6 protein-coding genes are annotated in these 3,275 nt (G+C 39.7%); all 6 read left to right on the top strand.

Features of this window, described 5'->3' with window-relative positions; genetic code table 11:
* A partial coding sequence (locus HRU21_12245) for a hypothetical protein (GenBank protein ID NRA43059.1) occupies positions 1 to 374 on the top strand: 374 nt, incomplete at its 5' end.
* 106 nt (positions 375 to 480) lie between these two features.
* Positions 481 to 858 carry a hypothetical protein gene (locus tag HRU21_12240; GenBank protein NRA43058.1) on the top strand — a complete coding sequence of 126 codons (378 nt, stop codon included), beginning with the start codon at positions 481 to 483 and terminating at the stop codon, positions 856 to 858.
* Positions 859 to 1,003: 145 nt separating this feature from the next.
* A complete protein-coding gene (locus tag HRU21_12235; GenBank protein NRA43057.1) occupies positions 1,004 to 1,414 on the top strand; it encodes a GFA family protein in 411 nt (136 codons plus the stop codon).
* A 74-nt stretch (positions 1,415 to 1,488) separates the two neighbouring features.
* Positions 1,489 to 2,319, top strand: coding sequence for a diaminopimelate epimerase (gene dapF / locus HRU21_12230; protein ID NRA43056.1), 831 nt, complete (start codon positions 1,489 to 1,491; stop codon positions 2,317 to 2,319).
* A gap of 107 nt (positions 2,320 to 2,426) precedes the next feature.
* Positions 2,427 to 2,846 carry a VOC family protein gene (locus HRU21_12225; GenBank protein NRA43055.1) on the top strand — a complete coding sequence of 140 codons (420 nt, stop codon included), beginning with the start codon at positions 2,427 to 2,429 and terminating at the stop codon, positions 2,844 to 2,846.
* A gap of 88 nt (positions 2,847 to 2,934) precedes the next feature.
* On the top strand, positions 2,935 to 3,275 hold a 341-nt coding region (locus tag HRU21_12220; GenBank protein NRA43054.1), incomplete at its 3' end, for a n-acetylglutamate synthase.

Below are 3,275 nucleotides of genomic sequence, written 5' to 3'. Positions count from 1 at the left end.
TGTTGCTTACAGAGACTTGCTATTCCAATGAACAAGCAAGCGCATTCTTTGAGGAAAGGCTGGAGGATGTAGTTTTGCTTCAAATATTGGTATCCATAGCAATCGACGAAGATGATTATGGCGGCGACGCGCCAATGGCATCTGGTGACTACATACCTAGATATCCAGCTGACTCTCTGATGCAATACGAGACCCAGTTTTTGACTATCCTCGAATCTGAGTGGGCATCTGTAAGGCATGAAGATATAGCGTTGGCCTTAGCCAAAATTAATTCGAGTAAAGGTAAAGACTTAACTAAAAAGTGGCTTTCTGAATTAGGTGAAGGTCCTAGGTATGAAAAGTTTAAACAGGCATATGAGCAATATGCGAAGTGAATCACTTAACAAGTCAAAGCACGTTACCCCTGCTACGCAGGGGCGGACTGCCAACCGCTTCGCTGTTGTCAGCCCGTGTTGCGGGCGTTACAAGTATTAAGGAAATATGGAAGCTAAAACAAAAACCGCTCATATATTAATTGGTTCTAAACCAATTAACTTTTATGTATACAGCCTTCTACTTATAATCATTATCTTTATTTTTGGTAGCCTTTCTGCCTATTTTAAACAATATGGTCGTAGCACTGGCATTGAGACAATACTGGTAGGCATTTACAGTGCTGTCGCTCTTGTAGGCTGTTATTATTTACGCATTGTCTTTATTAGACACAATAAAAGTCTAAGAAAAAAAGCTCTACAAATAGAGTCTGACGATGAGGCAATCAAATTATTATTTGGCACATATGGCATGGGGATTTTAAGCCTTTCCATTTGTGCATTAACATTTTACATAACAATACAACCCTTACTGAAAAACTTGTAACAAGTTGCAGCACAACCACACGCAAGCGTGCTCGGACTGCCAATTGCTTGCACCTGTTACATGCCTGCGGCATTCTAATGCAAAAGCCGCAAACAATTTTCAGCCCGTGTTGGCGGCGTTACACTCAAATGGAAATAAGATAGACATGGAAGAAACATTAGCATCAACGTGTAGTTGCAATGAAGTACAAGTCACAATAAGTGAACAGCCATTTATAGAGTTTGTTTGCCACTGTAATGATTGCAAAAAATTTACACATCAAGACTCAGCTACAATTAGCTTTTTCAGTACACCATCAGTAAAAATAACTGGTCACACTAAAGACTATACCATTACTGCAAAATCAGGCAGTTTTGTTACTCGCAAAGCTTGTGCAAACTGTAATACACCATTAATAAATGCAACTAGCCGCTTTCCTCAGCTCATTGGTGTTTTATCAAATACTATTAAACCACCGTTTGTTAGTAATCCAGCAAGCCACGTATGGGTTTGCCAAAAATCACCTAATATTACAATTCCGAGTGATGTGCAGCAATACGAAGAGGGTTTGGTATAACAAGTTTATATTGCGTAAAAACTACTGCGACTTCAGCTAGGTTTTTTCCGCATTGATGGCCGTAGAGTGTACATATGAAATTCAGCAAGTATCACGCTTTGGGTAACGACTATATTGTTATTGATCCTAAAAATTTAGATCTATCTTTGTCAGACGATCATATTAAAGTGATTTGTGATCGTCACTTTGGTGTTGGCTCTGACGGTATCTTGTATGGGCCTGAAAATAGTGACAGCTGTGATTTCTCTCTTAGAATATTCAACCCAGACGCAAGCGAGGCAGAGAAAAGCGGTAATGGTCTACGAATTTTCTCAAGATACCTGTGGGATCAGTCTCTAGTTTCTAATAGTGAATTTACTATCCAAACAAAAGGTGGGACTGTTCATTCAACAGTCGGTGAGAGAGGGCTTTCTGTTTCTATCGGAATGGGAAAAGTACGTTTTACCCATGAAAAAACTGGGGATCCGGAACCTAGCCCTCAACTCATTAATGTCAAAGGCCATGAATTTACCTATTACTTAGCCAATGTTGGTAATCCACATTGTGTAATTTTACTTGATGAAATTAATTCATCGCTTGCTAAGGATTGCGGCAGTATTATTGAAAACGACTCTAGGTTTTCCAATCGAACTAATGTCCAATTTGTAAAGGTGATCGATAATTCATCAATTCAAATTGAAATTTGGGAACGGGGTGCAGGCTATACGCTTGCTTCAGGCTCTAGCAGTACCGCAGCTGCTTCTGTTGTGCATGCTCTTGGTTTATGTGGCTCTAACATAGATGTTTATATGCCTGGTGGAATAATTAACATTAAGTTAAGCAAACATTTCTATGCCACTATGACCGGAGCTGTTGGTAAAATTTGTGAAGGTGATATTTCTGCTGAGACATTGAGCAAAACCTAACAATTATTTTAAGATAAGCTCTTAATATTTGGCTTAATTTCGTCTGGTTTTTTATTGTAGCTAATATTTCTCGCCTCTTAACGAGGCGTTACTCTATCGGAGATCACATGAAGTCTAAACCACATTGGAACCCGATGGTGCCTGAGCTATTGGTCACCGATTACCAAAAATCATTAGAGTTTTACACAAACGTTCTTGGTTTTAATGTGCTTTACTCGCGAACTAAGCCTGATTTTTCGTATCTTGATCAAGGGGGGGCTCAGATCATGATCGAGCAATGGGAGGATAATAGCTGGACTACGGGGCCGTTAAATTATCCGCTCGGTCGGGGCATCAATTTTCAAATTGAATTAGCTGAAATTTCTTCTATCTACGAGAGGTTGCAAACATTAAGCTATCCATTATTTATGGATATTGAAGAAAACTGGTACCAGTGTGATGGCGTTGAAATTGGCCAAAAAGAATTCTTGGTACAAGACCCTGACGGTTACTTATTGCGGTTTTGTCAAACTCTTGGTGAACGCTAGCTTTCACATAACAATGCTAGGAAACTGTCTCTAGCAGGAGTCATTCGCCGCATCTCGTGGCGTTGTATTTTGAAAGGATTTTGAGACAATGACTTTAAATCTCAACGGAAAAGTATTCCGGTCAATTTCTAATACCGACAATGGAGAAGTTGGCTCTGATACCGTATTTTTTTATCACCAACAAGGTCGTCATGTTTGGGCTGAGTATTCTGGTGGCGCCGTCATAAAAGGACATCTGGTCGCTATTATGCAAGACAATGGTGTGTTACAAATGAACTATCATCATATTAACTCAAGCCATAAAATAATGCTGGGTGAGTGTGTCTCTACCCCGGTCATTAATAAAGACGGCAAGTTAATCTTTCAAGAGCAATGGCAGTGGCTCAATGGTGATAAGTCAGCAGGCTTTTCTGAAATCATTGAACAGTA

Source organism: Pseudomonadales bacterium (assembly GCA_013215025.1).
Lineage (GTDB): Bacteria > Pseudomonadota > Gammaproteobacteria > Pseudomonadales > DT-91 > DT-91.
The sequence above is the reverse complement of the archived record's forward strand: the minus strand, read 5'-3'. Positions and strand labels throughout refer to the sequence as shown.